This is a genomic window from Paracoccus sp. (in: a-proteobacteria), assembly GCF_030604785.1.
Classification (GTDB): Bacteria; Pseudomonadota; Alphaproteobacteria; order Rhodobacterales; family Rhodobacteraceae; genus Paracoccus.
In genome coordinates this window covers 15,858-42,164 of the sequence record NZ_JAUVVF010000027.1, presented here as the reverse complement: position 1 = coordinate 42,164, position 26,307 = coordinate 15,858, and the positions used below count along the sequence as shown (strand labels likewise).

Below are 26,307 nucleotides of genomic sequence, written 5' to 3'. Positions count from 1 at the left end.
CACGCATCAACGGGGGTCTGCGATGACGGATATTCTTCTGGGGGCCGGTCTGGTCCTGTGCCTGCTGTCGGTCGTTCTGGCAGTGGTCCAGCTTCTGCGGACCCAGCCGCCGCGCGCGGCGGCTTTGGCCTTCGTCGCGGGCATCCTGCTGATCTTCTGGGCCTTTGCCATGCAGCCCCAGCCGTTCAGCCCCGAAGGGCTGGCTGCATCGCTGGACAGGCTGACGGGCCGCATCGCGCCCTGACCCCTCTTGCCAAATCACGCAAGCGCGCTTATCAGGCACGCTTCCGATCCCGTGCGGCCGGCCAAGTTGGCATTGCCGAGTCGCGCGTTCACTCTGATGAAGGAGATGAAAATGCCGAAGATGAAGACCAAATCCGCTGCCAAGAAGCGGTTCTCGTTCACGGCCTCGGGCAAGGTGAAATCCGCCCAGGCCGGCAAGCGCCACGGCATGATCAAGCGCACCACGAAGTTCATTCGCGACGCGCGCGGCACCACGGTCCTTTCGGACGCGGATGCCAAGATCGTCAAGAAATACATGCCCTACAACCGCTGATCCGAGGACTGAACAATGGCACGAGTTAAATCCGGCAAGGTCACCCACGCCCGCCACAAGAAGGTCCTGGAGCAGGCCAAGGGCTATTACGGCGCCCGTTCGCGGAACTTCCGCACCGCCACCCAGGCCGTGGACAAGGCGAACCAGTACGCCACCCGCGACCGCAAGAACCGCAAGCGCAATTTCCGCGCCCTGTGGATCCAGCGCATCAACGCCGCCGTCCGTCTGGTCGACGCCGAGATGACCTATTCGCGCTTCATCAACCTTCTGGCGAAAGCCGGGATCGAGGTGGACCGCAAGGTTCTGGCCGATCTGGCCGTGAACGAGCCCGAAGCCTTTGGCGCGATCGTCGAAAAGGCGAAAGCCGCCGCCTGATCGTGGCCTCGTCATTCCGAGGAACGGCCCGCCCCTTGATGAAGGGGCGGGCCTTTTCTTTAGGGGCCGAACAGCCCGGCGACCCATCCGAAAGGATGCCGCCCATCCGTAAGGCGGTATAGGAGGAATACCATCAGCCATATTAGGACTGCATCCGGTTATCCGAGGATGCAGAATGACACGCCCCTACCGCCCCCTAGCAGCCTTCTTCGCCATCCTGCTGTCGCTGGCCGCGCCCCAGGCGGTATCGGCGCAGAATCCGGCGCTTGGGGCCCTGGGTCAGGATTTCGCCCGTGACGGGCAGGGCGCGCGGCCTGCGGCGGCCACCCGCCGTGCGGTCGTGGCAAGCCGTCCCGCCCCTCGGCAGGCAACGCATCCGCAGTTCCGGCCCTGGATGCATCCCGATGTCGCGGATGCCTGGAATGCGGGCTATCGCGGACAGGGCACCAGCGTCACCGTCGTGGACAGTTTCGACCGCGGCGCGCGGATCGAGGCCGATCTGGGCACCGGCCGGCTGAGCCAGCGTCATGGCGACTGGACGCAGCTTGAACTGTCGCTGCTGGCCCCGCAGGCACAGCTGCGCCGCCACGACATGGGGTCCAACCGCGCGGTGTCGCTTGGCGCCGGCCTGAACGTCGTCAATCTGAGCTATGCCATGTTCGCGACCGCCGGTCACAGCCCCGCGCGGATCGCATGGTCGGCGCAAGAAGCCTCGGTCATCCGCCATGCGCGGCAGGGATCGGCTCTGGTGGTCAAGGCTGCGGGCAATGACGGCGCGGCGCTTGGCGGGGCGAACCGGGCGGGCCGGAGCGATTACCTGAACCTTGCGCTGCTGGGCAGCGATGCGGCGATCTTCGTGGGCGCGCTGGACCGGCATGGCTCGCCCTCGGACCGGGCCAATCTGGCCAGCTATTCGAACCGCCCGGGGCAGGATCGTCGCGCGCAGCGCCAGTTCCTGACCGTCGGCGTCCGGGGCGATCTGACCGGGCTGGACGGCACCTCTTATGCCGCGCCGGTGGTCAGCGGATACGCGGCCGTCCTGGGCAGCAAGTTCACCAATGCCACGCCGACGCAGATCGGCAACCGCCTGCTGGACACCGCGCGCACCGACACGATCCGCAACTACAATCCCGCCCAGCACGGCCGGGGCGAGGCAAGCCTTGCCCGCGCCCTGGCACCCGCCCGGATCCAGTGACGCTCACAGGCGTCGCCGCGCCCTCAGCGCCGCGCTGATCGTTCCGTCGTCCAGATAATCCAGTTCTCCGCCGATGGGCACGCCCTGGGCAAGGCCCGTGACGGTGACGGCCTGCCCCTCCAGCGCGTCGGCGATGTAATGGGCGGTGGTCTGGCCATCGACGGTCGCGTTCAGCGCCAGGATCACCTCGGACACGCTTTCAGAGGCGATGCGGTCCAGAAGCTGCGGGATGCCCAGATCCTCGGGGCCGATCTCGTCCAGAGCCGAGAGCGTGCCGCCCAGCACGTGATAGCGGCCGCGAAAGGCGCGGCCGCGTTCCAGCGCCCACAGATCGGCGACGTCCTGAACCACGCAGATCTCGCCCGTGGCGCGGGCGGGGTCGGCGCAGATCGCGCACAGGTCGCGGTCGGTGATGTTGCCGCAGGACAGGCATTCGCGCGAGTTCTGCGCCACCTTCTCCATCAGCGCGGCAAGCTGCGCCATCTGGTCGCCGCGCCTGCGGATCAGTTGCAGCACGATCCGCCGGGCCGAACGCGGACCGAGCCCCGGCAGTCGCCCCATCAGGGCGATCAGCGCCTGAATGTCGTCGCTGCCCTCGGCCTGCGGGTCGCGCATGGCTCAGAAGGGCAGCTTGATGCCGGGCGGCAGGCCCAGCCCTTCGGTCATCTTCGCCATCTCGGATTTCATCCGTTCCTCGGCCAGGCGCTGCGCCTCCTTGATGGCGGCAAGGATCAGGTCCTCGACGACCTCCTTTTCCGAGGGAACGAAGATCGAGGGGTCAATCTCCAGCTCCGTCAGCTCGCCTTTTGCGGTGCAGGTGGCCCGCACCAGCCCCGCGCCGGATTCTCCGGTCACGGTGATGCGGGCCATCTCTTCCTGCATCTGGCCCATCTTGTCCTGCATGTCCTTGGCGGCCTTCATCATCTTGGCCATGTCGCCAATGCCGCCCAAACCCTTGATCATCGCCTAATCCTCATCTTCGAAGGGGTCCCATTCCTCAACCTCGGCCACGGGGCCTTCGGTTCCGTCATGGGGATTGCCGGCGCCCTCGGCCTCGTCTGCGATGACGGGCGGGGGCGCGGCGCGTGTGACGCGGGTCAGGGTCGCGCCGGGAAAGGTCGCCAGCACCTGCTGGACGATCGGCAGGGCCAGGGCGCGTTCCTGGGCTTCGCGTTCCTCGGCCTCGCGCATCTCGGCGATGGTGGGGGCGCCGTCCTCGTTCGTGACGGTGACCGCCCAACGCTGCCCGCCCGTCCAGCCGCGCAGGCGTTCGGCCAGACGCTGCGCCAGTTCCGCAGGCGCATTGCCGCGCGGCTGGAACTCGATCCGGCCGGGGCTGTAGCGCACCAGCGAGACATGGCGCTCGACCATCACCAAAAGCGTCATGTCCCGCATCCGTGCGATCAGATCGACGACCGAGGCGAAGTCGGGAAAGCTCTCGACCAGTTCCGGCGCCACGGCCAGCGCCTGCGCTGCGGAACCGCGCGACTGGACCGCCGGTGCAGGGCGGGCGCGGCGCATCGCGTGAGGGGCTTCCACCGCCTGCGCGCCCGCCCCCGAACCGGTCCCGGCCATGGCGGGTCCGCGCGCGAATTCGCCTGCGTTCTGCGCCTGCTGGACGCGGCGGATAAGCGCCTCGGGGTCGGGCAGGTCGGCCACATGGGTCAGGCGGATCACCGCCATCTCGGCGGCCATCATCGCGTTCGGCGCGGCCGAGACCTCGTCCAGCGCCTTGAGCAGCATCTGCCACATCCGCGACAGGACGCGCATCGGCAGCCGTTCGCACAGATCGCGGCCGCGCAGGCGTTCATCGGGGGCGATGGTCGGGTCCTCCAGCGCGTCCGGCGTGATCTTGGCGACCGAGATCCAGTGCGTCACATCCGCAAGATCGCGCAGCACCGCCACCGGGTCGGCTCCGTCGGCATACTGGCCCTGAAGCTCGGTCAGGGCGGCGGCGGCGTCGCCGCGCAGGATCATCTCGAAGAGGTCGATCACCCGGCCCCTGTCGGCCAGACCCAGCATCGCGCGGACCTGATCGGCGGTCGTCTCGCCCGCGCCATGGCTGATCGCCTGATCCAGAAGCGAGGTCGCGTCCCGGGCCGAGCCCTCGGCCGCGCGCGTGATCAGTGCCAGCGCGTCATCGGTGATCGAGGCCCCCTCGGCATCCGCGATGCGGCGCAGGAGCGCGATCATCACCTCGGGTTCGATCCGCCGCAGATCGAAGCGCTGGCAGCGCGACAGGACGGTGACCGGAACCTTGCGGATTTCGGTCGTGGCAAAGATGAACTTCACATGCGGGGGCGGCTCTTCCAGCGTCTTCAGCAGCGCGTTGAACGCGCTGGTCGACAGCATGTGGACCTCGTCGATGATGTAGATCTTGTAGCGCGCGCTGGCCGCCCGGTAATGCACCGATTCGATGATCTCGCGGATGTCGCCCACGCCCGTGCGCGAGGCCGCGTCCATCTCCATCACGTCGACATGGCGCCCCTCGGCGATGGCCACGCAATGCTCGCAGCGCCCGCAGGGTTCGGTGGTGGGACCACCCGTGCCGTCGGGGCCGATGCAGTTCATGCCCTTGGCGATGATGCGTGCCGTGGTCGTCTTGCCGGTGCCGCGGATGCCCGTCATCACGAAGGCCTGCGCGATCCGGTCGGCGGCAAAGGCGTTCTTCAGCGTGCGGACCATCGCATCCTGGCCCACCAGGTCGGCAAAGGTCTCGGGCCGGTATTTCCGCGCCAGAACCTTGTATGCGGCCTCTTGTGTCTCGGTCATCGGGCACCTGTCTTGAAGCCGCCACCTTAGCCCCCGCGCCGGGGGGCGGCAACCGGATCAGCGCGACAGGCGGATGACCCTGTCGCCGCCGGTGATCTCGATGGCCGCGATGCGGCGAAGCTGGGCAAAGCTGATCGGGCGCGCGACGGTGATCGTGTCGGTCGCCGCATCCGCGCGCAGGGCCGCCGCCGGATCGTCCGCCGCCGGGGGCGATGCGACAAAGCGCAGGCGCAGCACGCCGTCGGCATCGGGCGCCAGCCTGCCGCCGGGCTGCACCCGTTCCGTGATCAGGCCTGCCGAATGATAGCCCTTGACCGGCGCAAGGCCGCGCACGACCAGCAGCCGTCCCTCGGGCAGGGGTTGCCATTCCGCGCCCATCAGCATCGGAACGGCCGGGCGCGCGTCGCGCAGCGCGTAGCCGCCCTCGGGGGTCAGCGTGGCCGGGGTGGTCGGGCCGCCGCGAAACGGGTTCAGCCTGCTGTCGCCAAGCCGCCCGCAGCCCGACAGTGCCAGCGCGGCAATCAACAGCGGCAGGGTCAGTCTGATCATCGCGGCATTCCTCTTGCGGTCCCGCCGCGCAGGGGCGGCACAGGCCCGAGTGTTAGGCCAAAGGGCGCGCGCCGAAAAGCCTCTTTGACCTTCGGACAAGCGCAGGCTACCCCGGTCCCCGAGACAGGAGAACCCCATGGCCACCCCCGCCTTTGACGACCTCGCCGCCACCTTCGATTTCCTCGACGATTGGGAGGAACGCTACCGCCACGTGATCGAGCTTGGCCGCGCCATGCCCCCGATGGACCCGGCGCTTCAGGTGCCCGCCACCAAGGTCGACGGCTGCGCCAGCCAGGTCTGGATCATGCCCCGGATCGAGAATGGCCGCTTCGACTTCGAGGGCGACAGCGACGCGCTGATCGTGCGCGGGCTGATCGCGGTGCTGCACGCGCTGTATTCGGGCCTGCCCGTCGGGCAGGTGGCAGACGTGGACGCGCAGGCGCAGCTGGCCCGGCTGGGTCTGGACGAACATCTTTCGGCGCAGCGCTCGAACGGCGTGCGCGCGATGATCGCGCGGATCAGGCAGCTGGCCGCCGACGCAGGCTGATCCAGCCGCCGCCCAGAACGCGGGTTCCGCCGGTCTCGTAGAACACGCAGGCCTGGCCGGGGCTGACACCTTCCTCGGGGTCCAGAAGCTCGACCTCGGCGCGGTTGCCGGGCAGGGCGCGCAGGATGGCGGGCTTGGGCGGCCGGGTGGAGCGGATGCGGACCGAACAGGCGATCTCGCCCGCGAAGGGCTGGTCGCCCAGCCAGTTCACCTCGGTTACGTTGACTATGGTGGTGGCCAGTGCCGATTTCGGCCCCACGACGACGCGGCGGCTGTCGGGTTCCAGACGCACCACATAAAGCGGATCGCCAAGGCCCCCGATCCCCAGGCCGCGCCGCTGCCCGATCGTGTAATGGATCACGCCGCGATGCTGGCCGAGGACGCGGCCCTTCATATCCACGATCTCGCCCGGATCGGCGGCACCCGGACGCAGCTTCTCGATCACCGAGGCATAGTCGCCGTTCGGCACGAAGCAGATGTCTTGGCTGTCGGGCTTGTCGGCCACGATCAGCCCGTATTCGGCGGCCAGCGCCCGCGTCTCGGCCTTGCTGGGCAGGTGGCCAAGCGGGAAGCGCAGGAAATCAAGCTGTTCCTGCGTGGTCGAGAACAGGAAATAGCTCTGGTCGCGGACCGGGTCGGCGGCCATGTGCAATTCGGCCTTGGCGCCCACCTTGCGCTGGATGTAGTGGCCGGTCGCCATGCAATCGGCATCCAGATCGCGCGCCGTGTTCAGCAGGTCGCGGAACTTCACCCGCTCGTTGCAGCGGATGCAGGGCACGGGCGTCGCACCGGCCAGATAGGCGTCGGCGAATTCGTCGATCACCGATTCGCGGAACTTGTTTTCGTAATCCAGCACATAATGCGGAAAGCCCATCCGCTCGGCCACGCGGCGGGCGTCGTGGATGTCCTGACCCGCGCAGCAGGCGCCTTTCTTGGCCAGCGCCGCACCATGGTCGTAAAGCTGCAGCGTCACGCCGATCACGTCATAGCCCTCGGCCTTCAGCTTGGCGGCGACGACCGAACTGTCCACCCCGCCCGACATCGCCACCACCACGCGCGTCTGCGCCGGCGGCTTGGCAAAGCCGAGACTGTTGATTTCCGCGACACCCGAAGGGGCATCAGTCAGCGTGGTGGCGGTCATGGCGATCTCCGGGGGCGGGCGGGCCGGCCCGTTGGGCGGCGGATTGCGTCAAAATATATGCAAATGCCCGGCATTCTCAAGGGATCGGCGGGCTAAAACGGCAGACGGGTTAACCCGTAGGCAAGGGGGCAATGCGATGGTCTGTCCATGGAACGAAGGACAGGTTGAATGTTCGTGAAAAAGAGCTCGGGGCCAAGAACCGTGACCTTGCCTGATGGACGCATACTGACGATGGCGGACCTGCCACCCGGCGATACCCGTTGGGTCGCCAGCCGCAAGGAAGTGGTCGTGCTGGCCATCCGCCACGGTCTGATCACGCGCGACGAGGCTCTGCGCCGCTACGGCCTGTCGGACGAGGAACTCGACGCCTGGGCCAGTGCCGTCGAGAAACATGGCCGCACCGCGCTGAAGGTCACGTCCTTGCAGAGGTTTAGACAACCAAAGGTTGATTAGTCTGCCCGTCTGGAGGCATGGTAACGGCATATTAACCTGTTGGCGCGATGGTCGGGCTAGGACCACGGCGAATCGAAGGAATATATTGGCCATGCGTATTCTTCTGGTTGAGGACGATCCCAGCACCGCGCGCGCGATCGAATTGATGCTGACGGCAGCCAGCTACAATGTGTTCCGCACCGATATGGGCGAGGAGGGCATCGACCTTGCCAAGCTCTATGATTACGATCTGATCCTGCTGGATCTGGACCTGCCCGACATGCACGGGATGGAGGTGCTGCGCCATCTGCGGCTGGCGCGGATCGACACGCCGATCCTGATCCTGACCGGGTCGGACGACACCGAAAGCAAACTGCGCGGCTTCGGCTTCGGCGCGGACGATTACATGACCAAGCCCTTCAACCGCGAGGAATTGCAGGCGCGCATCCAGGCCATCATCCGGCGATCGAAGGGGCACAGCCAGGCGCTGATCCGGACGGGTGACATCACGGTGAACCTCGATTCCCGCTCGGTCGAGGTGGCGGGGCGTCCGGTGAACCTGACGGGCAAGGAATACCAGATCCTGGAACTGCTCAGCCTGCGCAAGGGGACGACCCTGACCAAGGAGATGTTCCTGAACCACCTCTATGGCGGGATGGACGAGCCCGAACTGAAGATCATCGACGTCTTCATCTGCAAGCTGCGCAAGAAGCTGACCGAGGCGCTTGGCGGCGAGAACTACATCGAGACCGTCTGGGGCCGCGGCTACGTCCTGCGCGACCCCGGCCCCGCGCAAGAGGAACGGCTGGCCCTCGGCGCCTGATCGACGCGGCGACGCGACGGGCCGCCACGCCAACTTCGGCGGGCTGGAACTTGCGCGCGGCTTCGGCGATACCCAAGCGTGTTTCGTGGCCTGCGGCCACGACCTGTGCGGCGAGGGGTGGCATGACGGGCAGTGACAGCAAGGCAGGGGCGGATCGGCAGGACGTGATGGCCGAAATCGCCGGACTGGTGGCGCGCGTGTCGGCGGCGGATCACGCCTATCACAGCGAGGACGCGCCGGTGATCTCGGACGCTGATTATGACGCGCTCAAGCGGCGCCTGCAGCAGCTCGAGGAGCTTCACCCGGATCTGGCCCGCCCTGACAGCCCCACCCGGCGGGTCGGCGCTGCGCCCTCGGAAGGCTTCGGCAAGGTCACGCATGCGCAGCGCATGATGTCGCTGGCCAACGGGTTCTCGCGCGAGGATGTCACGGATTTCATCGCCCGCATCCGCAGCTTCCTGAACCTTGGCGCGGATCAGCCCCTTGCGCTGACGGCCGAGCCCAAGATCGACGGCCTTTCGCTGTCGCTGCGCTACGAGAACGGCATCCTTGTCCAGGCGGCGACGCGGGGCGACGGGGTGGTCGGCGAGAACGTCACGGCAAACGCCATGACCATCGCTGACATTCCGCAGCGGCTGCAGGGCGCGCCCGAGATCCTCGAGGTGCGGGGCGAGGTCTACATGTCGCACGCGGATTTCGCGGCGCTGAACGCCTCGGGCGAGGGGAAGATCTTTGCCAATCCGCGCAATGCGGCGGCGGGCTCGCTGCGCCAGATCGATCCTGCCGTGACGGCGCGCAGGCCGCTGCGCTATTTCGCCTATGGCTGGGGGGCGCTGTCCGAGCCCCTAGCCGACACGCAATTCGATGCCGTCGCACGGCTGGCCGCGCTGGGGTTCCAGACCAACCCGCTGATGCGGCGCTGCCAGGACGCCGAGGGCCTGATCGTGACCTGGACCGAGATCGAGAAGCAGCGTGCCAGCCTCGGCTATGACATCGACGGCGTGGTCTACAAGGTCGACGATCTGTCCTATCAGGCGCGGCTGGGCTTCCGCGCGACCACGCCGCGCTGGGCGCTGGCCCACAAGTTCCCGGCCGAGACCGCCTGGACCCGGCTCGAGCGGATCGAGATCCAGGTCGGCCGCACAGGCGCCCTCTCGCCGGTGGCACGTCTGGCACCGGTCACGGTGGGCGGGGTGGTCGTCTCGAACGCGACGCTTCACAACGAGGATTACATCGCCGGGCGCGACAGTTCCGGCGCCCCGATCCGCGAGGGTCGCGACATCCGCGAGGGCGACTGGGTCCAGATCTACCGGGCGGGCGACGTGATCCCCAAAATCGCCGATGTTGACCTGTCGCGCCGCGCGGATGACGCGGTGCCCTTCGCATTTCCGACCCATTGCCCCGAATGCGGGGCCGAGGCGATCCGCGAACCGGGCGATTCCGTGCGCCGCTGCACGGGCGGTCTGACCTGCCCGGCCCAGGCGGTCGAGAAGCTGAAGCATTTCGTCAGCCGCGCCGCCTTCGACATCGACGGCCTTGGTGCGAAGCAGATCGAGATGTTCTTTGCCGATCCGGCTCTGCCGATCCGTGAGCCCGCGCATATCTTCACCCTCGCCGCCCGCGACGACGCCGGACTGGCGCGCCTGAAGAACCGCGAGGGCTTTGGCGAGCGCTCGGTGGAAAAACTTTTCGCGGCGATCGAGGAACGGCGTCGCATCCCCCTGGCGCGGCTGATCTTTGCGCTTGGCATCCGCCATGTGGGCGAGGTCGCCTCGGCCACGCTGGCGCGCCATTACGGCAGCTGGTCGGCGCTGGCGGGCGCCTTGGACCGCGCCGCCCCCGCCGCCGAGCGTCATGTCCGCGCCGAGGAGGCGGTCGCCCATGAGCGCGCCGAGGCCGCTGCACAGGGCCGCCGTGCCCGGCTGAAGGAAACGCGCGACCGCGTATGGTCCGAGGCGCCCGATCCGGGCGACGAGGCGCGCGCCGCCTGGGCCGACCTGGTCGGGATCGACGGCATCGGCGAGGTTCTGGCGGGCTCGCTGGTCACCGCCTTTGCGCAAGAGGCCGAACGTGCGGGCATCGACCGCCTGCTGGAGCAGATCACCCCGCTGGATGTCGAGGCCGCGCCCGAAGCCCGGACCGAGATCAGCGGCAAGACGCTGGTCTTCACCGGCACGCTTGAGCGCATGACCCGGGCCGAGGCCAAGTCGCGGGCCGAGGCGATGGGCGCCAAGGTCGCAGGCTCGGTCAGTGCGCGCACCGATCTGCTGATCGCCGGGCCGGGGGCGGGGTCCAAGGCGTCCAAGGCCGCCGAGCTGGGCGTGACCGTCATCGACGAGGATGAATGGCTGCGCATCGCGGGGGCCGGATGACGGAGGCAAGGGGCCGCCCGCCCGCCCTGTTCCCGCTTTTCGCGGGGATCGAGACGCTGCCGGGCATCGGCCCAAAGGCGCGCGCCGCGTTGGAGCAGATGGGCATCACCCGCCCGCGCGACCTGCTGATGACGCTGCCCACCGGCGGGATCGCTCGCAGGCGCGTTGCGCGCATCGCCGATGCCCGCCCGCCCGAGATCGTCACCCTGACCCTGACGATCACCCGCCATCACGCGCCGAGTGCGCGCAACCGTCCCTGGCGGGTGCATTGCAGCGACGACGAGGGGGGCGACGTGACGCTGGTTTTCTTCCGGGCGCGCGGCGACTGGATCGCCTCGCAGCTTCCAGTGGGCGCACGGCGTCTTGTCAGCGGCAAGATCGAATTGTTCGACGGCCTCGCTCAGATGATCCATCCCGACCACATCCTGCCCGAGGGCGAGCAGCCTCCGGCGGGTTTCGAGCCGGTCTATCCCCTCTCGGCGGGGCTGACGCAGAAGATGATGGCGCGCGGCGTCGAGGCGGCAATGACGCGGCTGCCGGACCTTGCGGAATGGATCGACCCGCAGCTTGTCGCCGCGCGCGGCTGGCCGGGCATGGCCGCCGCGCTGGATCAGGCGCATCACCCGGCCTCGGCCCGCGATCTGTCGCCCGATGCGCCATGCCGGGCGCGGCTGGCCTATGACGAGTTTCTGGCCCATCAGATGACGCTGGCGCTGGTGCGGCGCGAAAAGCGGCGGTTGCGTGGTCGGCCCAGCCCCGGCGACGGGCGGCTGCGCGCGCGGGTTCTGGCGGGTCTGCCCTGGCCTCCGACCGGGGCGCAGTCGCGGGCCGTGACCGAGATCGCGGCCGACATGGCCAGCGACCGGCGCATGAACCGGCTGCTTCAGGGCGATGTCGGCGCCGGCAAGACGCTGGTCGCGCTGCTGGCGGCGCTGGTGGCGGTCGAGGCCGGGGGCCAGGCCGTTCTGATGGCGCCGACCGAGATCCTGGCGCGGCAGCATGCCCGCGCGCTTGAGCCGCTGGCCCGGCTGGCGGGGGTGCGGCTGGCGGCGCTGACCGGCCGCGACAAGGGCGAGGCGCGGGCCATGATCCTGACCGATCTGGCCGAGGGACGGATCGACATTCTGGTCGGCACGCATGCGGTCTTTCAGAAGGACGTGTCCTTCGCCGACCTTCGGTTGGCGATCATCGATGAACAGCACCGTTTCGGCGTGGCGCAGCGTCTGGAACTGTCGGCCAAGGGCAACGAGCCGCCCGACATGCTGATCATGACCGCAACCCCCATCCCGCGATCCTTGGCGCTGTCGCAATATGGCGATCTGGACCTGTCGGTGCTGGACGAAAAACCGCCTGGTCGCCAGCCGATCACCACCGTGATGATCAGCGATCAGCGCATGGACGAGGTCGTGGCGCGGCTGGACGCCGTCCTCGCACGCGGTGCGCGGGCCTATTGGGTGTGCCCGCTGGTCGATGAAAGCGAAGTCAGCGACCTGACTGCCGCCGAGGCGCGGTTCACCGCGTTGCGGGCGCGGTTCGGCGACCTCGTGCGGATGGTCCATGGCCAGATGGCCGCCGATCAGCGCGACGCGGCGATGGCCGATTTCGCCTCGGGGCGGGCGCAAATCCTGGTGGCGACGACGGTGATCGAGGTCGGTGTCGACGTGCCGGAAGCCACGATCATGGTGATCGAGCGCGCCGAAAGCTTCGGTCTGGCGCAGCTGCACCAGCTTCGCGGCCGGGTCGGGCGCGGGCAGGGGGCCTCGACCTGCCTGCTGATGTATCACGCCCCCCTGAACGAGACCGGGATGCGCCGCCTGACCACGCTGCGCGACACCGAGGACGGGTTCCGCATCGCCGAGGTCGATCTGGAGATGCGCGGCGCGGGCGACGTGATCGGCACCGCGCAATCGGGCCTGCCCCGATTCCGGATCGGCGATCTGGAGCATCAGGCCGGGCTGATGGCCGTCGCCCAGAGCGATGCCCGCGCCCTGCTGGAGCGCGACCCGGACCTGAGCAGCCCGCGCGGGCAGGCCGTGCGGATGCTGATGTGGCTGATGCAGCAGGATCAGGCCTTTCGCCTGATCTCGGTCGGCTAGCGGATGTTCTTAAAAAGTTCTTTACCGAATCGGATGAATATGGGAACAAAGCAGCAACAGAGAGGAGTTGCTGCCATGACCCGTGAATTTCTGTCCGACATCATCGGTGTGACCGCCCTGGCCGTGATCACCACAATCGTCCTGTGGTTGCCCGCGATCCTGCAACCCTGAGCCTGCTTCCACCGTATTCTGCCCCGCGTTGCCCTTTGACCGTTCGCCTGTGCGGTCAACCGATCCCCGAAGCACGCGCAACTTGACCGGCCCGTTTCCGCGGGCCGGTTTTTTCATGTCATGTCGGTCTGGGGCGCTGTTTCAGGCGGCCTGGGCGGCGGCGTCCATCGCGTCGAGCGTCGCATCCCATGCCAGCAGGATCGAGGCATGGCGATTGGGATAGTCGCGGGCGGGAATCAGGGCCTCCAGCGCCTCGAACGGGGCGGCGGGGGGCGGGGCGCCGTCCTTCAGCATGGCACGCAGCGCCTCGCGCGCGGCGGCGATCTCGGCGCGGTCGCAGCCCATCACCGCCTGTCCCAGAACCGAGGCAGAGGCCTGGCCGAGCGCGCAGGCCCGCACCTCCTGCGCGAATTCCGCGATGCGATCCCCCGACAGGCGCAGCTGGACGCTGACCGACGAGCCGCAATGCGGTGCGCGCCGTGTCGCCTCGGCCTGCGGGTCGGCCAGGCGGCCCAGATGCGGAATGACCGTCGTCAAGGCGAGGATCCGGCGGGAATAGAGCTGCATGAGGTCGCTGTCGGACATGGTTCTTTCCCTGGGGTTCTTTCGCGGGCCGGAGGCATTCGTTAGATAGGAGGCCGGTCCGTGAAAGGAAACAGGATGTTCGACCCACTCAGCCTCAAATATGACGGGGCCGGTCTGGTTCCCGCCATCGCGCAGGATGCCGCATCGGGCGAGGTCCTGATGATGGCTTGGATGAATGCCGAGGCCGTGGCCCGCACGCTGCAGACGGGGCGCGTGACCTATTGGTCGCGATCGCGGCAGGGCTTCTGGGTCAAGGGGGAAAGCTCGGGCCATGTGCAGGAGCTGGTCGAGATGCGGGTGGATTGCGACCGCGACTGCCTGCTGGTTCTGGTGCGGCAGGCGGGGCCGGCCTGTCACACGAACCGGCGGTCCTGTTTCTACACCGCGATCCGCGAGGGCGCCGAGGTCGAGATCATGACGCCGATGGCGTAGGGGGGCGCTGCCCCCCGCCCTGCGGGCTCCCCCCGGGATATTTGGACCAAGGCAAAGTCAGAGGCCGATCATGCGGCGGATGTCGTCCGGGGTGGCGCCCGCCTCTCGGTAATGGCGCAGCGCGCGGGCATCGTCGCGTTTGGCGAGGCGCTTGCCGGCATCGTCGCGGATCAGGCGGTGATGCAGATAGCGGGGGGTCGGCAGGTCCAGAAGGCGTTGCAGCAGGATATGGATGAAGGTCGCCTGCAGCAGGTCGCGGCCGCGTGTCACGAGAGTGATGCCCTGGGCGGCGTCGTCGATGACGACTGCCAGATGGTAGGACGTGCCCATGCCGCGCCGGGACAGGATCACGTCCCCGATCGTGGCGGTGAATTCGGTCGCGGTCAAAGCGTGGTCCCGGTCGGGCTGTGTCGCCTGATCGCGGAAGGCGATGCGGTCGAGGCCGAGTGCTGCGAAAGCCCGGGCCGCGTCGAGGCGGATGACGTCATCGGGCCCGGCCTGATCGTGGCCACGGTGGCGGCAGGTGCCCGGATAGATCAGCCCGTCGGGACCCGCAGGCAGGGCGCCTTCTTGCGGGGCGGATAGGGCGGCGCGGATATCGGCGCGGCGGCAGCGGCAGGGATAGGTCAGGGCCGCGAGGCGGTCCAGCGCCTGCTGGTAGGCGGGCAGTCGGTCGGATTGGCGCATCACCGGCCGGGGCCAGTCGAGGCCGAGCCAGGCGAGGTCCTCGAAGATCGCGGTCTCGAATTCGGGGCGGCAGCGATCCCGGTCGATGTCCTCGATCCGCAGGTGAAAGCGGCCATGCGTCGCCGCGATCAGCGCCGAGAAGGCGTGGCCCAGATGCAGCAGCCCCGTGGGTGAGGGCGCAAAGCGCGTCAGCTCGCCGCCAGCCATGCCCCGAAATCGTCCTTGGCGCGCTGCGTGTAGGCCGGATAACGGTCCTTGCGGCCGCGGCGGCCGCCCCTCGCCTCCTCGAGCGGCGGGAAGAGGCCGAAGTTCACGTTCATCGGCTGGAACGTCCTGGCCTCGGCACCGCCGGTGATGTGGTTGACCAGCGCGCCCATCGCGGTGGTGACGGGCGGGGGCGGCAAATCGCGCCCTAGGGCCTGCGCGGCGGCCATGCGGCCCGCCAGAAGGCCCATCGCGGCGCTTTCGACATAGCCCTCGACTCCCGTGACCTGCCCGGCAAAGCGCAGATGCGGCGCGAGGCGCAGGCGCATCCGGTCGTCGAGCAGCGTGGGCGAATTGAGGAAGCTGTTCCTGTGGATCCCGCCGAGGCGGGCGAAGCTGGCGTCCTGCAGGCCCGGGATCATGCGGAAGACCTGGGTCTGCGCGCCGTACTTCATCTTGGTCTGGAAGCCGACGATGTTGTAGAGCGTGCCGAGCGCGTTGTCCCGCCGCAGCTGGACGACGGCGTAGGGCTTCTCCTCTGGCCGGTGGGCGTTGGTCAGGCCGACGGGCTTCATCGGGCCGTGGCGCAAGGTCTCGCGGCCGCGCTCGGCCATGACCTCGATCGGCAGGCAGCCGTCGAAATAGCCCGCCGTCTCGCCCTCGTGGAACTCGGTCTTCTCGGCGGCCAGCAGGGCGTCGATGAAGGCCTCGTATTCGGCCCTGGTCATCGGGCAGTTGATGTAGGCCTTCTGCTCGGCCAGCGACTCGCCCTTGTCATAGCGCGACTGCTCCCACGCGACGGACATGTCGATCGTCTCGGCGTGGACGATCGGCGCGATCGCGTCGAAGAAGGCCAGCGCCTCGGTGCCGGTGAGCCGGCGGATCGCGCCGGCCAGCGCATCCGAGGTCAGCGGCCCCGTCGCCACGATCCAGTTGCCGCTGTCCGGCAGTTCGGTGATCTCGCCGGGCTGGATCGTGACCAGCGGCTCGGCCCGCAGCGCCTCGGTCACGGCGGCCGAGAAGGCGTCGCGGTCCACGGCCAGCGCGCCGCCCGCAGGCAGGCGGTGGCGGGCGGCCATCTGCATGATCAGCCCGGCTGCCGCCCGCATCTCCCAGTGCAGCTGGCCGACGGCGTTCATCACGTCGTCGTCCGAGCGGAAGCTGTTCGAGCAGACCATCTCGGCGCAGTCGCCGGTGCGGTGCGCGAAGGTGCCTTTGGCGGGGCGCATCTCGTGCAGGACGACCGGGACGCCGGCACGGGCGATCTGCCAGGCTGCCTCGGATCCGGCGAGGCCGGCGCCGATGATGTGGACGGGTTCCATGCGTGTCTCCATGCAAGCGGGCTAGCAAAGGCTGCGCTGAATGGAAAGGGGCGGCGCCCATGGCACCGCCCCCTGTCTGATGCGACCGAAGCGCGCGGAGATTATTCCGCGGCTTCCTCGGCGTCGTCCGAACGCAGCGCCGACGGGGCTGCGATGTTCGCGATGACGAAGTTGCGGTCGATGGTGGGCTTGGCGCCTTCGGGCAGCGTCACGTCCTCGATATGGATCGTGGCGCCGACATCCAGGCCTTCCAGATCGACGGTGATGTGATCGGGGATGTCACCCGCGGTCACGACCAGCTCGACCTCGGCGCGGACCGTCACCAGCGTGCCGCCGCGCTTGAGGCCGGGGCACTTGTCCTGGTTGATGAACTCGACCGGGATGAACAGGTTCACCTTCGAGGTGCGGCGCAGGCGCATGAAGTCGATGTGGATCGGCAGATCCTTGACGACATCGCGCTGGACACCACGGCAGACGACGCGCACGTCATCCTGGCCGTCGACCTTCAGGTTCCACAGGGTGGACATGAAGCGGCCCGCGCGCAGCGTGGTCAGCAGCTTGTTGAAGTCGAACTGGATCGACACGGGGTCCTTGTTGTCCCCATAGACGATGCCGGGCACCTTGCCTTCGCGGCGAGCTTGGCGGGCGGCTCCCTTGCCTGTCCCCGCGCGCGGCTCGGCCACCAGATCCGGGATCTCTTTGGCCATGATCGTATTCCTTATCCGTTGTTGGTGTCGCCATCCTCCAGGGTGCATGACGACAAGTCGTGGCCCTTATCGCAGGACAGCGCGGATGTGAAGCCCCTTTTGCGCCCGGAACAGGGGCGCGTCAGGCGCCGTATTCGGTCTCGAAGCCGTGTGGCACCAGCAGGTTGTGCCGGCCAAGCGCGGCCACGTCGCGTTCGCCGCAGAGCGCCATCGTCACGTCCAGTTCCTTGCGGATGATCTCCAGCGCGCGGGTCACGCCGGGCTGGCCCATCGCGCCCAGGCCATGCAGCCAGGCGCGGCCGATCCAGGCCGCGTCCGCGCCCATGGCCAGCGCCTTCAGCACGTCCTGCCCGGACCGGATGCCGCTGTCCATGTGGATCTCGACCCGGTCGCCAACCGCGCGCACGATATGGGGCAGCATCCGGATCGAGGACAGCGCCCCGTCCAGCTGGCGCCCGCCATGATTGCTGACCACGATGGCATCCGCCCCGAAATCGGCGGCGATGCGCGCATCCTCGGGGTCCAGAATGCCCTTGAGGATCAGCTTGCCGCCCCACATGTCGCGGATCGCGGCGATCTTGTCCCAGTCGAGCCGCTCGTCGAACTGCTCGGCCGTCCAGCTCATCAGCGATCGCGTGTCGCCCACGCCCTTGGCATGGCCGACGATGTTGCCGAAGCCGCGCCGCCTAGTCTGAAGCATCTTCAGGCCCCACCTCCAGCGGGTCGCCAGATCCAGCATCACCGGCAGCGTCATCCGGGGCGGGGCGGACAGGCCGTTCTTCAGGTCCTTGTGTCGCTGCCCCAGGATCTGCAGGTCCAGCGTCAGGACCAGCGCGCTGCATTTCGCGGCCTTGGCGCGTTCGATGATCGCGGCCAGGAAGTCCTGATCCTTCATGACGTAAAGCTGGAACATGAAGGGCTTGGTGGTGTGTTCGGCCACGTCCTCGATGGAACAGATCGACATGGTGGACAGGCAGAAGGGCACGCCGAAGGCCTCGGCCGCGCGGGCGGCCAGGATCTCGCCATCGGCATGCTGCATCCCGGTCAGCCCGACCGGTGCCAGCCCGACCGGCATCGAGACCGGCAGCCCCACCATCTGCGCCGCCAGATTGCGGTTCGACATGTCCACGGCCACCTTCTGGCGCAGGCGCAGCCGCGCGAAATCGGTGCAGTTCTCGCGGAAGGTCTGTTCGGTATAGCTGCCCGATTCCGCGTAGTCGTAGAACATTTTCGGCGCGCGGGCGCGGTGCAGCGCCTTGAGGTCTTCGATGCAGGTGATGGCGGGCATGAGGCTCTCCGGGATCTGGTCAGGTTTCCTTACCAGTCGGCACGCCTTGGCGCAATCACCCGCCCGCGCCGGTCAGGCGGTCGCGCAGGCTGGGCTCGATCACCGGTCCGCGCAGTCCCCCGGCGCGGCGCAGCAGGGCCTCGGCGCGCGACAGGGTATCGGCCTCGGTCCGGGCCGCGCCCTCGGGCGTGGCGGCCGGTGCTGCATGGGCCGGCAGGGCCGGTTCGGCCAGCACCTCGGCCGTGGGCAGAAGGCGCGGATATTCGCCGCGCTCGGCGCAGGCGGCGGTCAGGGCGGCAAGGCATAGGGGCAGGGCGCGCAGGATCATGGGGCAACCCTAGGCCCAGCCCACGGTCGCGGCAATGGCAGCTTTTCGCGGCAGCGGGCGGGCGCTATGAACGGGCATGGCCCGCACACAAGGTTCCCGCGCCGAAATCACCGGCCCCCTGCTTCGCGACGAAGCCCGCCGCCTGTTTGCGCGGCAGGGCTATGCGGCCGTGTCCATGCGCCAGATCGCGGCGGCGGTGGGCGTGCAGGCCGGCGCGCTTTACGCCTATACGCCCGACAAGCAGGCGCTGCTGCATGATCTTCTGGAAAGCCATATGCAGGACCTGCTGGACGCCTGGTGCGACGATCCGGCGGCTGATCCGCTGGCGCGGCTGGAACGTTTCGTGCGCTTCCACATCGGCTTCAGCATCGACCACCCCGATTCGGTCTTTCTGTCCTACATGGAGCTTCGCAACCTCACGCCCGAAAATTTCGCCCGCATCGCGGCCCTGCGCGGGCAATACGAGGCGATGCTGGAACGCATCCTGCGCGACGGCGTGGCGGCGGGCGTGATGCGGATCGAGGATGTCAAGCTGACCACGCTGGCGCTGATCGCCATGCTGACCGGGGTCACGAACTGGTATCGCGAGGGCGGCCGACTGGACCGTGACCGGATCGCGCAGATCTACTGGGGTCTTGCGCGCGGGGCCGTGGGGGCCGCATAGGGTCTGACCGATCGCCCGCTTGCCGGGCAGCGCCTCATGCCGGATAATCGCACCATGTCCCTGCCCCCCGGCTTCCTCGACGAGATTCGCAACCGCGTTCCGATCAGCCGCGTGATCGGCCGCAAGGTCACATGGGATCTGCGCAAGTCGAACCAGGCGCGCGGCGATTGGTGGGCGCCCTGTCCGTTCCATCAGGAAAAGTCGGCCAGCTTCCATTGCGACGACCAGAAGGGGTTCTATTACTGCTTCGGCTGCCACGCCAAGGGCGACGTGGTCAGCTTCCTGCGCGACCATGACGGGCTGGAATTCATGGATGCGGTCAAGCTGCTGGCCGCCGAGGCCGGGCTGTCGATGCCCGAACCCGACCCCCGCGCCCGCGAACGCACCGACCGCCGCAAGACGCTGCTGGATGTGACCGAGGCCGCCTGCCGCTGGTTCCGCCTGCAGCTTCAGACCTCGGCCGCCGCCGAGGCGCGCGACTACCTGGCTCGGCGCGGTCTGGACAACGCGGCGCTGGAGCGGTTCGAGATCGGCTTCGCCCCCGACCAGCGCACGGCCCTGACCGCCGCGCTGCGCGAAAAGGGCTTCCCTGAGGACCAGATCGTCGAGGCCGGCATGTCCGCGCGCCCCGATGGCGGCGGGGCGGCCTATGACCGGTTCCGGGGGCGCATCATCTTTCCGATTCGCGACGGGCAGGGGCGCTGCATCGGCTTTGGCGGCCGCGCCATGGATCCGAATGCGCGGGCGAAATACCTTAACAGCCCGGAGACGCCGCTCTTCGACAAGGGGCGCAACCTCTACAATCTGGGCCCCGCCCGCTCGGCGGTGGCCAAGGGCCAGCGCCTGATCGTGGCCGAGGGCTATATGGACGTCATCGCGCTGGCCCGCGCGGGGTTCGAAGGCGCCGTCGCCCCCTTGGGCACCGCGATCACCGAGGAACAGCTTCGCCTGATGTGGCGCGTCTCGCCCGAGCCTGTGATCGCGCTCGATGGCGATGCGGCGGGCCAGCGCGCGGCGCAGCGCCTGATCGATCTGGCGCTGCCGCTGACCGGGCCGGGTCAGGCCCTGCGCTTCGTCATGCTGCCTTCCGGTCAGGACCCGGACGACCTGATCAAGGCCGCGGGTCCGGGCGCGATGGGCGCGCTTCTGGATCAGGCACGGCCTCTGGTCGATCTGCTGTGGTCGCGCGAGACCGAGGGGCAGGTCTTTGACAGCCCTGAACGCAAGGCCGCGCTGGATCGCCGCCTGTCCGAGGCCATCGCCCGCATCCCCGACGAGCTGACGCGCAGCCATTACCAGCAGGAAATCCGCGACAAGCGGTGGGCTCTCTTCAGCGGCGGGCGGCCATCGGGTTCGGGGCGGACCGGTTCCGGACGGGGCGCGGCCGGGCGCAGCCCGGCCCGGCGCCAAGGGGCCTCGACGGCCCCGCGGGCGACGAGCACCCCCGTCCCGGTGGCCGTGCCCGAACGCGGCGCCGACCTGCTGGAAGGCGCGGCGCTCCTGATCTGCGCCCTGCGCCCGGCCTGCATCCCTCCGGTCGAGGCGCGGCTGGAACGCCTGATGCCGCATGACCCCGAGCGCGCCGCCCTGCTGCACGATCTGCTGACACAGGGCAGCACGCCCGAAGGTTCGCGCTGCCTTGACAGGCTAAGGCGCGATTCCCATCTGGGGCTGACCCCGACCGTCATCGAACAGCAGCAGGACGAGGCCGCATCCGCCATTCTGGGCAATCTTCTGGACCGGCTCGAGGCTGAACGCGCCGCGCAATCGGAACTGGCGCGCGCCGAGTCAGAGATCCAGGGCGAGGCCGACGAGGGTCTGACCTGGCGTATCAGCCAGATCGCCCGCGCCCGCCACCGCGCCGAGCGCCCCGAGATCGAGACGACGGGCGACCTGAACGAGGATCGCGATGCCTTGGCCGCGCAGCTGTCGGACTGGTTATCGGGTCAGATCTGGCGCAAGCCTCCGCGACGCTAAGGGCTGCCGCCCGCCGCTCGCGCAGCTTTGCGAATCATCACTTGGGGCCGGTCTTTGATTCGACCTCGAAGCAGGCTAGATATCTTGGTCTCAAGCGCCGATTCGGTTTCCTCGCGAATCGCTGCCAGACCGCTGAAAAGGGAGCCGTTGATGGCCGCCAAGGACGACGATCACGACAAGACCGAACGCGACGACAACGCCCACACGCTGGACATGAGCCAGGCGGCGGTCAAGCGCATGATCGCCGAGGCGCGCGAGCGCGGCTACATCACCTATGATCAGCTGAACACCGTCCTGCCGCCCGAGCAGGTCAGCTCCGAGCAGATCGAGGACGTGATGTCGATGCTGTCCGAGATGGGCATCAACGTCATCGAGGACGAGGACGGCGCCGAGGAATCCGAGGGCGGCGCGGTCGCCGTGACCGGTTCCGGCTCGCGCGAGGTCGCCGTCGCAGCGACCGAGACCGAAAAGCTGGACCGCACCGACGACCCCGTGCGGATGTATCTGCGTGAGATGGGCAGCGTCGAATTGCTGTCGCGCGAGGGCGAGATCGCCATCGCCAAACGCATCGAGGCCGGTCGCAACACTATGATCGCGGGCCTCTGCGAAAGCCCACTGACCTTCAAGGCCATCACCATGTGGCGCGAGGAGCTTCTGGACGAAGAGATCCTGCTGCGCGACGTCATCGACCTTGAGACCACGTTCGGCCAGTCGCTCGACGGTGAAGGCGAGGATGCCGACGAGGAAGAGCTGACCCCCGAAGCCGACTCGGCCGCGACCGCCCAGAAGCGCGAGGAATTCGACGCCGACGGCAATCCGCTGCGCAGCGACGACGAGGACGAGGACGAAGAGGGCCAGAACCTGTCGCTAGCCGCGATGGAGGCCAGCCTCAAGCCCAAGGTACTTGAGACGCTGGAAGCCATCGCGCTGAATTACGAGCGTCTGGCCGACATGCAGGATCAGCGCATGTCCGCGACCCTGAACGAGGATAACAGCTTCTCGGCCACCGCCGAGACCGATTACCAGGTCCTGCGCTCCGAGATCGTGGCGCTGGTCAATTCGCTGCACCTGAACAACAGCCGGATCGAGGCGCTGGTCGATCAGCTTTACGGCATCAACCGCCGCATCGTGACCATCGATTCCGGCATGGTGAAGCTGGCCGACGCCGCCCGCATCAACCGCCGCGAATTCATCGACGCCTATCGCGGCAGCGAACTGGACCCGACCTGGATCGAGCGCATGTCCGGCCAGGCCGGTCGCGGCTGGCAGGCCCTGTTCGAGCGTTCGCGCGATCAGGTCGAGAAGCTGCGCGGCGACATGGCCGAGGTCGGCCAATATGTCGGCGTCGATATCGAGGAATTCCGCCGTATCGTGGCCCAGGTCCAGCGCGGCGAGAAGGAGGCCCGTCAGGCCAAGAAGGAGATGGTTGAGGCGAACCTGCGCCTGGTCATCTCGATCGCCAAGAAATACACGAACCGTGGCCTACAATTCCTCGACCTGATCCAGGAGGGGAACATCGGCCTGATGAAGGCCGTGGACAAGTTCGAGTACCGCCGCGGCTACAAGTTCTCGACCTATGCAACTTGGTGGATCCGGCAGGCGATCACCCGGTCCATCGCCGATCAGGCGCGGACCATCCGCATCCCGGTCCACATGATCGAGACGATCAACAAGCTGGTCCGCACAGGCCGCCAGATGCTGCACGAGATCGGCCGCGAGCCGACGCCCGAGGAGCTGGCCGAAAAGCTGCAGATGCCGCTGGAGAAGGTCCGCAAGGTGATGAAGATCGCCAAGGAGCCGATCAGCCTCGAGACCCCGATCGGGGACGAGGAGGACAGCCAGCTCGGCGATTTCATCGAGGACAAGAACGCCGTCCTGCCGCTCGACAGCGCGATTCAGGAGAACCTGAAGGAAACCACCACCCGCGTGCTGGCCAGCCTCACGCCCCGCGAGGAACGTGTTCTGCGGATGCGTTTCGGCATCGGCATGAACACCGATCACACGCTGGAAGAAGTCGGCCAGCAATTCAGCGTCACCCGCGAGCGTATCCGCCAGATCGAGGCAAAGGCCCTGCGCAAGCTCAAGCACCCGTCGCGGAGCAGGAAGCTGCGGTCCTTCCTTGACCAATAGGCTTGATGGACTGACCGGACTTTCTTTCCTGCTTTACCGCAGCAATGCCGCACCTTGGCTGAGCGATGACGACATGCGCGCCATCCTCGCCTCGGCGCGGGATCGCAACCGCGATCTGGCCCTCACCGGCTGCCTGCACCACGAATCGGGCCTGTTCTTCCAATGGCTGGAAGGCCCGGCCCCGGCCCTGCGCGAGGTGCTGGCACTGCTGATGCGGGACCGCCGCCATGACGCGGTGCAGATCCTGTCCTCGGGTCCGCTGGAACACCGTCTGTTCCGGGACTGGACGATGCGCTATTCCGACCGCGATCAGATGTCGCTGATGGACTGGTTCGCCCGCTCGGGCAGTTCGACCGTGAATCCGGGGGATTATGCGGGCAGCGTCGTCAGCTTTCTGCGGATGCTGCCAGGCTAGCGCCCTTGTCTTGCGGCACAAAATGTGAACACTGGCCGCATTTTCAGGGGGATTGCCATGTCGGATACGCTTGGACCTGCGGTCAACGGAGCCTTGCCATGGCAGATCCTGTCGCTTGTCCTGCTGGCGGCGGTCTTGCTGTTCTGGCGCCGTGCGACGCAGGCGGGACAGCGTGCGGCCCTGTCCGAGGATCGGCTGGCCGCGGCCGACCGTCTGCGTGCCCAGGCCGAGGATCAGGCCGCCCAGACGGGCATCCGTGCCCATCAGGCCGAGATGCGGCTGGGCCAGATCGAGGCGCGGCTGGATGTGCAGGCCGCGCGCCTGTCGGAACTGTCCGAGGAACGCGACAGTCTGACGGACGCGCTGCATCAGGCCCGTCGCGATCATGCCGCGCTGGAAACGCGCCTGGCCGAGACGCGTCTGGCCGCCGAGAAGGACCGAGAGGCCAGCGCCCGCGAGGTCGCCACGCTGCGCGCCCTGCGCGAGGAGATGACCGGCCAGTTCAAGCTGCTGTCGGCCGAGACGCTGCGCAACCAGCAGGCCGATCTGCAGAAAAGCCAGAACGATCAGCTGAACGCGCTGCTGACGCCCTTCCGCGAGCAGGTTCACCGCTTTCAGACCGAACTCAGCAGCCGGAACCGCATCCTTGACGAAGAGGCTGTCCGCCTGCGCGAGCATATCCTGTCACTGCACCAGCGCAGCGAGCAGATCAGCCGCGAGGCCGTGGCGCTGACCCGCGCGCTGAAAGGCGACAAGCAGCGCCAAGGCGCCTGGGGCGAGATGGTGCTGGAACGCATCCTTGAGGATTCGGGCCTGCTGGCCGGCACGCATTACGACATGCAATCCAGCTGGCGCGACGGCGACGGCAAGCTGTGGCGGCCCGACGTGGTGGTCAAGATGCCGCGCGGCAAGGTCATGGTGATCGACAGCAAGGTCTCGCTGAACGATTACGAGATCGCCGTCACCCATGACGACCCCGCCGAGGCACAGGCAGCCCTGCGTCGCCATGTGGCCGCGATGCGCGCCCATGTCACGCAGCTTTCGGATCGCGGCTATCAGCGGCTGGATGACGGCGCTGTGGACTACGTCCTGATGTTCGTGCCCATCGAGGGCGCCTTCTCGGAGGCCTTGCGCGCCGATCCCTCGCTGGCCGCCTTCGCGATGGAGCGGCGGGTCGGCCTGACCACGCCCACGACGCTGATGCTGACCCTGCGCACGGTCGAACATATCTGGGCGGTCGAGCGGCGCGAAAGCAACGCCGCCGAAATCGCGCGCCGGGCCGGGGCGCTTTACGACAAGCTGGCCGGCGTGATCGACGCGATGGAGGCCGTCAGCCGCGCGCTGGATCAGGCCAACAAGGCGCAGGGTCAGGCGCTGGACCGGCTGTCGCGCGGCTCGGGCAACGTGATCCGGCAGGTCGAGATGCTGCGGGGCCTCGGCGCCCGGGCCAGCAAGCAGATCACCATGGACCACGACCCCGAGGACGAACCGCCCGCGTTGCCCATGTCGGGGGCCGCGCCATGATGACAAGTTTCACGGTCACGACGCATGGTCCGCGCTGCCATGAGATCACCGATCAGGTCGCGACCTGGCTGCGGGGCAGGGGCGACGGGCTTCTGACGCTGATGATCCGGCACACATCGGCCTCGCTTCTGATCCAGGAGAATGCCGATCCCGAGGTGCAGCACGACATGCTGGCCTGGCTGGACCGGCTGGCGCCCCCGGCGGACCATCCCTCGATGGGCTGGATCACGCATCGCTACGAGGGACCGGACGACATGCCGGCCCATCTGAAGGCCGCGATCCTGCCGGTCAGCCTGCAGATTCCCGTGCAGAAGGGGCAAATGATGCTGGGCCGCTGGCAGGGCATCTATGTGGTCGAACATCGCTTCAAGCCCCACGAGCGACAGGTCGCGGCCCTGTTCCAGCCCTTGCCGCCCGAGGCGGATCGCTAAATCTGTCGGCACTATCGGTCTCGTTCAGGAGCGGTTCGGGTTTAGTCTGGCCGGGATCAGCCGCAGGAGGTTCCCGATGACGAAGCACAGCCCCACTTTGCCGCAGATCGCGGCGGACGCCACCCGCGCTTGCGCGATCCAGACGACGCTGGAAACAGTGCGCGAAACCTTGGGGATGGAGGTGGGGTATCTTTCTGAATTCGTGGACGAACGCGCCGTCTTCCGTGCCGTCAGCGCGCCGGGGCTTGAAGCGCTGATCCAGCCCAGCCAGTCGATGGATCTGCGAGAGGTCTATTGCAAGCACATCCTGGATGGCGGCCTGCCGCGCCTGATGGGCGATACCAGCCAGCATCCGATCGCTGTCGAATTGCCCATCACGCGGATGATTCCGATCGGCAGCCATCTCAGCGTTCCGGTTCATCGGGCCGATGGCAGCGTCTTCGGCATGTTCTGCTTTCTCAGCCGCAACACGCGCACCGATCTGGACGAACAGGCCCTGCATCTGGTCGAGGCGCAGTCGCAGCGCGTTGCCAGCTATCTTGAACCGTCGGAATGAATCGAAGTGTCAGGCGGCGGTCAGACCG

The 26,307-nt window shown here is 67.9% G+C and carries 28 protein-coding genes; 17 read left to right on the top strand and 11 right to left on the bottom strand.

The window, feature by feature from the left end; translation table 11 throughout:
* Window positions 1-22 precede the first annotated feature (22 nt).
* From QAR72_RS10210 to QAR72_RS10195, 4 genes are all read left to right on the top strand, one after another.
* The gene (locus tag QAR72_RS10210; RefSeq protein WP_304617269.1) at window positions 23-244 is read left to right on the top strand and encodes a hypothetical protein; all 222 of its coding nucleotides are present in this window, start codon (window positions 23-25) and stop codon (window positions 242-244) included.
* Window positions 245-355: 111 nt separating this feature from the next.
* Window positions 356-556: a 50S ribosomal protein L35 gene (rpmI, locus tag QAR72_RS10205; RefSeq protein WP_187793478.1), complete on the top strand. Its 201-nt coding sequence runs from the start codon at window positions 356-358 to the stop codon at window positions 554-556.
* Between the two features lie 15 nt (window positions 557-571).
* Window positions 572-931, top strand: a complete 360-nt coding sequence (rplT, locus tag QAR72_RS10200) for a 50S ribosomal protein L20 (RefSeq protein WP_304617268.1) — start codon at window positions 572-574, stop codon at window positions 929-931.
* Window positions 932-1,106: 175 nt separating this feature from the next.
* A complete protein-coding gene (locus QAR72_RS10195; protein WP_304617267.1) occupies window positions 1,107-2,126 on the top strand; it encodes a S8 family serine peptidase in 1,020 nt (339 codons plus the stop codon).
* Between the two features lie 3 nt (window positions 2,127-2,129).
* Here the strand turns inward: QAR72_RS10195 and recR are convergent, their stop codons facing one another.
* From recR to QAR72_RS10175, 4 genes are read right to left on the bottom strand one after another with little or no spacing between them, the layout of a single operon-like run.
* Window positions 2,130-2,741, bottom strand: coding sequence for a recombination mediator RecR (gene recR, locus QAR72_RS10190; protein WP_304617266.1), 612 nt, complete (start codon window positions 2,739-2,741; stop codon window positions 2,130-2,132).
* A gap of 3 nt (window positions 2,742-2,744) precedes the next feature.
* Entirely contained in the window at window positions 2,745-3,089 is a 345-nt protein-coding gene (locus QAR72_RS10185; RefSeq protein WP_304617265.1) for a YbaB/EbfC family nucleoid-associated protein, read from the bottom strand.
* A gap of 3 nt (window positions 3,090-3,092) precedes the next feature.
* Window positions 3,093-4,898, bottom strand: a complete 1,806-nt coding sequence (locus QAR72_RS10180) for a DNA polymerase III subunit gamma/tau (RefSeq protein ID WP_304617264.1) — start codon at window positions 4,896-4,898, stop codon at window positions 3,093-3,095.
* A gap of 57 nt (window positions 4,899-4,955) precedes the next feature.
* Complete coding sequence (locus tag QAR72_RS10175) at window positions 4,956-5,447, bottom strand: hypothetical protein (RefSeq protein WP_304617263.1); 492 nt, start codon at window positions 5,445-5,447, stop codon at window positions 4,956-4,958.
* A 136-nt stretch (window positions 5,448-5,583) separates the two neighbouring features.
* Here QAR72_RS10175 and QAR72_RS10170 point away from each other — a divergent pair, with 136 nt between their 5' ends.
* Window positions 5,584-5,994 carry a SufE family protein gene (locus QAR72_RS10170; RefSeq protein ID WP_304617262.1) on the top strand — a complete coding sequence of 137 codons (411 nt, stop codon included), beginning with the start codon at window positions 5,584-5,586 and terminating at the stop codon, window positions 5,992-5,994.
* On the opposite strand, the gene mnmA is transcribed toward QAR72_RS10170, so the two are convergent.
* Window positions 5,966-7,135 (bottom strand): tRNA 2-thiouridine(34) synthase MnmA, encoded by a 1,170-nt coding sequence (gene mnmA, locus QAR72_RS10165; RefSeq protein ID WP_304617261.1) that lies wholly within the window; start codon window positions 7,133-7,135, stop codon window positions 5,966-5,968. The genes QAR72_RS10170 and mnmA overlap by 29 nt on opposite strands.
* A gap of 168 nt (window positions 7,136-7,303) precedes the next feature.
* Here mnmA and sciP point away from each other — a divergent pair, with 168 nt between their 5' ends.
* The 4 genes from sciP (at window position 7,304) to recG (ending at window position 12,858) form a co-directional block, all read left to right on the top strand.
* Window positions 7,304-7,588 (top strand): CtrA inhibitor SciP, encoded by a 285-nt coding sequence (sciP, locus tag QAR72_RS10160; RefSeq protein ID WP_304617260.1) that lies wholly within the window; start codon window positions 7,304-7,306, stop codon window positions 7,586-7,588.
* 91 nt (window positions 7,589-7,679) lie between these two features.
* Entirely contained in the window at window positions 7,680-8,390 is a 711-nt protein-coding gene (ctrA, locus tag QAR72_RS10155) for a response regulator transcription factor CtrA (RefSeq protein WP_304617259.1), read from the top strand.
* A gap of 122 nt (window positions 8,391-8,512) precedes the next feature.
* Complete coding sequence (gene ligA / locus QAR72_RS10150) at window positions 8,513-10,762, top strand: NAD-dependent DNA ligase LigA (RefSeq protein ID WP_304617258.1); 2,250 nt, start codon at window positions 8,513-8,515, stop codon at window positions 10,760-10,762.
* Entirely contained in the window at window positions 10,759-12,858 is a 2,100-nt protein-coding gene (gene recG / locus QAR72_RS10145) for an ATP-dependent DNA helicase RecG (protein ID WP_304617257.1), read from the top strand. The genes ligA and recG overlap by 4 nt, the downstream gene beginning before the upstream one ends.
* Window positions 12,859-13,170: 312 nt before the next feature.
* Here the strand turns inward: recG and QAR72_RS10140 are convergent, their stop codons facing one another.
* Window positions 13,171-13,614, bottom strand: a complete 444-nt coding sequence (locus tag QAR72_RS10140) for an iron-sulfur cluster assembly scaffold protein (protein ID WP_304617256.1) — start codon at window positions 13,612-13,614, stop codon at window positions 13,171-13,173.
* A gap of 75 nt (window positions 13,615-13,689) precedes the next feature.
* Between QAR72_RS10140 and hisI the strand changes: the two genes are divergently transcribed.
* On the top strand, window positions 13,690-14,046 hold the full coding sequence (gene hisI / locus QAR72_RS10135; protein ID WP_304617255.1) for a phosphoribosyl-AMP cyclohydrolase: 357 nt from the start codon (window positions 13,690-13,692) through the stop codon (window positions 14,044-14,046).
* A 57-nt stretch (window positions 14,047-14,103) separates the two neighbouring features.
* On the opposite strand, the gene gluQRS is transcribed toward hisI, so the two are convergent.
* The 5 genes from gluQRS to QAR72_RS10110 form a co-directional block, all read right to left on the bottom strand.
* A complete protein-coding gene (gluQRS, locus tag QAR72_RS10130) occupies window positions 14,104-14,940 on the bottom strand; it encodes a tRNA glutamyl-Q(34) synthetase GluQRS (RefSeq protein WP_304617254.1) in 837 nt (278 codons plus the stop codon).
* Window positions 14,922-16,259: a methylenetetrahydrofolate--tRNA-(uracil(54)-C(5))-methyltransferase (FADH(2)-oxidizing) TrmFO gene (gene trmFO / locus QAR72_RS10125; RefSeq protein ID WP_304617279.1), complete on the bottom strand. Its 1,338-nt coding sequence runs from the start codon at window positions 16,257-16,259 to the stop codon at window positions 14,922-14,924. The genes gluQRS and trmFO overlap by 19 nt, the downstream gene beginning before the upstream one ends.
* A 101-nt stretch (window positions 16,260-16,360) precedes the next feature.
* Window positions 16,361-16,966, bottom strand: coding sequence for a 50S ribosomal protein L25/general stress protein Ctc (locus QAR72_RS10120; RefSeq protein ID WP_304617253.1), 606 nt, complete (start codon window positions 16,964-16,966; stop codon window positions 16,361-16,363).
* A gap of 121 nt (window positions 16,967-17,087) precedes the next feature.
* Window positions 17,088-18,254 (bottom strand): alpha-hydroxy acid oxidase, encoded by a 1,167-nt coding sequence (locus tag QAR72_RS10115; RefSeq protein WP_304617252.1) that lies wholly within the window; start codon window positions 18,252-18,254, stop codon window positions 17,088-17,090.
* Between the two features lie 55 nt (window positions 18,255-18,309).
* Complete coding sequence (locus QAR72_RS10110; RefSeq protein ID WP_304617251.1) at window positions 18,310-18,582, bottom strand: hypothetical protein; 273 nt, start codon at window positions 18,580-18,582, stop codon at window positions 18,310-18,312.
* Window positions 18,583-18,658: 76 nt separating this feature from the next.
* On the opposite strand from QAR72_RS10110, the gene QAR72_RS10105 reads away from it, so the two are divergent.
* The 7 genes from QAR72_RS10105 (at window position 18,659) to QAR72_RS10075 (ending at window position 26,279) form a co-directional block, all read left to right on the top strand.
* The gene (locus tag QAR72_RS10105; protein WP_304617250.1) at window positions 18,659-19,246 is read left to right on the top strand and encodes a TetR/AcrR family transcriptional regulator; all 588 of its coding nucleotides are present in this window, start codon (window positions 18,659-18,661) and stop codon (window positions 19,244-19,246) included.
* Window positions 19,247-19,300: 54 nt separating this feature from the next.
* Entirely contained in the window at window positions 19,301-21,223 is a 1,923-nt protein-coding gene (dnaG, locus tag QAR72_RS10100) for a DNA primase (protein WP_304617249.1), read from the top strand.
* A 150-nt stretch (window positions 21,224-21,373) separates the two neighbouring features.
* Window positions 21,374-23,353, top strand: coding sequence for an RNA polymerase sigma factor RpoD (rpoD, locus tag QAR72_RS10095; RefSeq protein ID WP_304617248.1), 1,980 nt, complete (start codon window positions 21,374-21,376; stop codon window positions 23,351-23,353).
* The gene (locus QAR72_RS10090) at window positions 23,343-23,768 is read left to right on the top strand and encodes a BLUF domain-containing protein (RefSeq protein WP_304617247.1); all 426 of its coding nucleotides are present in this window, start codon (window positions 23,343-23,345) and stop codon (window positions 23,766-23,768) included. Before rpoD ends, QAR72_RS10090 begins: the two co-directional genes overlap by 11 nt.
* A 57-nt stretch (window positions 23,769-23,825) precedes the next feature.
* Window positions 23,826-25,292 (top strand): DNA recombination protein RmuC, encoded by a 1,467-nt coding sequence (rmuC, locus tag QAR72_RS10085; RefSeq protein ID WP_304617246.1) that lies wholly within the window; start codon window positions 23,826-23,828, stop codon window positions 25,290-25,292.
* Entirely contained in the window at window positions 25,289-25,723 is a 435-nt protein-coding gene (locus QAR72_RS10080; protein ID WP_304617245.1) for a secondary thiamine-phosphate synthase enzyme YjbQ, read from the top strand. The genes rmuC and QAR72_RS10080 overlap by 4 nt, the downstream gene beginning before the upstream one ends.
* Before the next feature lie 76 nt (window positions 25,724-25,799).
* Window positions 25,800-26,279 carry a GAF domain-containing protein gene (locus QAR72_RS10075; RefSeq protein ID WP_304617244.1) on the top strand — a complete coding sequence of 160 codons (480 nt, stop codon included), beginning with the start codon at window positions 25,800-25,802 and terminating at the stop codon, window positions 26,277-26,279.
* The last annotated feature ends 28 nt before the right edge of the window (window positions 26,280-26,307 follow it).

Excerpts from the sequence above, each read along its gene's own strand:
- QAR72_RS10210 (WP_304617269.1), top strand. The coding sequence starts at position 23 with ATGACGGATATTCTTCTGGGGGCCGGTCTGGTCCTGTGCCTGCTGTCG.
- rpmI (WP_187793478.1), top strand. The coding sequence starts at position 356 with ATGCCGAAGATGAAGACCAAATCCGCTGCCAAGAAGCGGTTCTCGTTC.
- rplT (WP_304617268.1), top strand. The coding sequence starts at position 572 with ATGGCACGAGTTAAATCCGGCAAGGTCACCCACGCCCGCCACAAGAAG.
- QAR72_RS10195 (WP_304617267.1), top strand. The coding sequence starts at position 1,107 with ATGACACGCCCCTACCGCCCCCTAGCAGCCTTCTTCGCCATCCTGCTG.
- recR (WP_304617266.1), bottom strand. The coding sequence starts at position 2,741 with ATGCGCGACCCGCAGGCCGAGGGCAGCGACGACATTCAGGCGCTGATC.
- QAR72_RS10185 (WP_304617265.1), bottom strand. The coding sequence starts at position 3,089 with ATGATCAAGGGTTTGGGCGGCATTGGCGACATGGCCAAGATGATGAAG.
- QAR72_RS10180 (WP_304617264.1), bottom strand. The coding sequence starts at position 4,898 with ATGACCGAGACACAAGAGGCCGCATACAAGGTTCTGGCGCGGAAATAC.
- QAR72_RS10175 (WP_304617263.1), bottom strand. The coding sequence starts at position 5,447 with ATGATCAGACTGACCCTGCCGCTGTTGATTGCCGCGCTGGCACTGTCG.
- QAR72_RS10170 (WP_304617262.1), top strand. The coding sequence starts at position 5,584 with ATGGCCACCCCCGCCTTTGACGACCTCGCCGCCACCTTCGATTTCCTC.
- mnmA (WP_304617261.1), bottom strand. The coding sequence starts at position 7,135 with ATGACCGCCACCACGCTGACTGATGCCCCTTCGGGTGTCGCGGAAATC.
- sciP (WP_304617260.1), top strand. The coding sequence starts at position 7,304 with ATGTTCGTGAAAAAGAGCTCGGGGCCAAGAACCGTGACCTTGCCTGAT.
- ctrA (WP_304617259.1), top strand. The coding sequence starts at position 7,680 with ATGCGTATTCTTCTGGTTGAGGACGATCCCAGCACCGCGCGCGCGATC.
- ligA (WP_304617258.1), top strand. The coding sequence starts at position 8,513 with ATGACGGGCAGTGACAGCAAGGCAGGGGCGGATCGGCAGGACGTGATG.
- recG (WP_304617257.1), top strand. The coding sequence starts at position 10,759 with ATGACGGAGGCAAGGGGCCGCCCGCCCGCCCTGTTCCCGCTTTTCGCG.
- QAR72_RS10140 (WP_304617256.1), bottom strand. The coding sequence starts at position 13,614 with ATGTCCGACAGCGACCTCATGCAGCTCTATTCCCGCCGGATCCTCGCC.
- hisI (WP_304617255.1), top strand. The coding sequence starts at position 13,690 with ATGTTCGACCCACTCAGCCTCAAATATGACGGGGCCGGTCTGGTTCCC.
- gluQRS (WP_304617254.1), bottom strand. The coding sequence starts at position 14,940 with ATGGCTGGCGGCGAGCTGACGCGCTTTGCGCCCTCACCCACGGGGCTG.
- trmFO (WP_304617279.1), bottom strand. The coding sequence starts at position 16,259 with ATGGAACCCGTCCACATCATCGGCGCCGGCCTCGCCGGATCCGAGGCA.
- QAR72_RS10120 (WP_304617253.1), bottom strand. The coding sequence starts at position 16,966 with ATGGCCAAAGAGATCCCGGATCTGGTGGCCGAGCCGCGCGCGGGGACA.
- QAR72_RS10115 (WP_304617252.1), bottom strand. The coding sequence starts at position 18,254 with ATGCCCGCCATCACCTGCATCGAAGACCTCAAGGCGCTGCACCGCGCC.
- QAR72_RS10110 (WP_304617251.1), bottom strand. The coding sequence starts at position 18,582 with ATGATCCTGCGCGCCCTGCCCCTATGCCTTGCCGCCCTGACCGCCGCC.
- QAR72_RS10105 (WP_304617250.1), top strand. The coding sequence starts at position 18,659 with ATGGCCCGCACACAAGGTTCCCGCGCCGAAATCACCGGCCCCCTGCTT.
- dnaG (WP_304617249.1), top strand. The coding sequence starts at position 19,301 with ATGTCCCTGCCCCCCGGCTTCCTCGACGAGATTCGCAACCGCGTTCCG.
- rpoD (WP_304617248.1), top strand. The coding sequence starts at position 21,374 with ATGGCCGCCAAGGACGACGATCACGACAAGACCGAACGCGACGACAAC.
- rmuC (WP_304617246.1), top strand. The coding sequence starts at position 23,826 with ATGTCGGATACGCTTGGACCTGCGGTCAACGGAGCCTTGCCATGGCAG.
- QAR72_RS10080 (WP_304617245.1), top strand. The coding sequence starts at position 25,289 with ATGATGACAAGTTTCACGGTCACGACGCATGGTCCGCGCTGCCATGAG.
- QAR72_RS10075 (WP_304617244.1), top strand. The coding sequence starts at position 25,800 with ATGACGAAGCACAGCCCCACTTTGCCGCAGATCGCGGCGGACGCCACC.